The 1,248-nt window shown below is 59.6% G+C and carries 1 protein-coding gene and 1 pseudogene; both read right to left on the reverse strand.

The window, feature by feature from the left end; all coding sequences use genetic code 11:
- Nucleotides 1-551: PepSY-associated TM helix domain-containing protein (locus BVER_RS29110; RefSeq protein ID WP_198155492.1), on the reverse strand; the 551-nt coding region annotated here is incomplete at its 3' end.
- Nucleotides 552-596: 45 nt separating this feature from the next.
- A pseudogene (locus tag BVER_RS29115) lies at nt 597-1,154 on the reverse strand (TonB-dependent receptor domain-containing protein); the annotation flags it as partial.
- Nucleotides 1,155-1,248 lie beyond the last annotated feature (94 nt).

Consider the following 1,248-nt stretch of genomic DNA (forward strand, 5'->3'; position numbering starts at 1 on the left):
CCGCCCTGACGCGCCCTGCCCGGCCACCACAACGCCACGCCGGTGCCAATCATCACGAGCGTCCAGCAGCCGGCCAGTTCCATGACGAGTTCGCCCGGTTTGCCGAGCAGCAGTCCGCGATGCAGATTGCGAACCTGCTTCATGAAGCGATGCTCGACCGACAGCGTGCCGAGCACCGCGCCATCGTAGGGATTGACGTACACGCTTTCGCTCTCGCCCGACTTCAGGCGAAACACGAATTCGGCGCTGCGCGTGCGATCGGTTTCGATCTGCGCGAGCGACGGCGCCGCATCGCACGGTTCGTGCGCGATCGCTCGGGCCAGCAGCGCATCGGCAGGCAGACGCGGCGCGCCCGTATCGGCTACGATCATCCGGTCGCGATACAGCAGCGGTTCGATCTGCGGCTGGAAGCAATACAAGGTGCCGGTAATCGCGAGCACGATCAGGAGCGGCATCACGAAGAGTCCGGCGTAGAAATGCCAGCGCCACAGCGTGCGCCGATGCGCGATGGTCTCGTCGTACAGCAAGGCTTGAGTATCGGGTGCGTTCATGGTGATTCCGTTGCGTGAGTTCATGGTCGAGCGACGAATCGGGCATCAGATGCCGATGCGTCCTTCCACATAAAACGTGCGCCCCGCGTAGGGATGGAACACGTAGTAGCGCCGGTCGAACAGGTTGTCGATGCCCACGCCCAGTTCCGTGCTTTTGGTGGGCTTGTAGGTGAGCTTGGTATCGACGACGAAATACGTGCTCGTGCCGCCGTAGGTATTCGGATTGGTGTCCGTGTTGGTCAGCGTGTTGTATTGACGGCCCGAATAACGCATCGCCACCGTACCCGCCAACTTTTCCGTCGCGCGATACGTCGTTGCCAGATTCGCGCGCCAAAGCGGAATGCGATAGAAGTACTTGCCGACCGATGCCGGATTGTTCGCATTCGCGATGATCTTCGACTGCGTATACGCGACATTGGCGATTAGATCCAATCCGCGCAGCAGCACGTCCTGACCTTCGTAGGCGACTTCCGCGCCGCGCGACCGTACCTTGTCGATGTTCTGAAAGTTGGTTACGTTCGGAATGACCGTCGTGTTGGTCTGGCTGAAGATCGTGTTCTTCACGTCGTCCTGTAACCAAACAACATTCAGCATACCGATTGAAGCTCGTCACAATGGAGTATCCATGGCATCCATTGCACGGCCAGCAACTTCAAGTGGTTCGCCGTAAGTGGCGAGGAGCCACGGAAGTCATTCA

The sequence above is a fragment of the Candidatus Burkholderia verschuerenii genome, assembly GCF_001189365.1.
Taxonomy (GTDB): domain Bacteria; phylum Pseudomonadota; class Gammaproteobacteria; order Burkholderiales; family Burkholderiaceae; genus Caballeronia; species Caballeronia verschuerenii.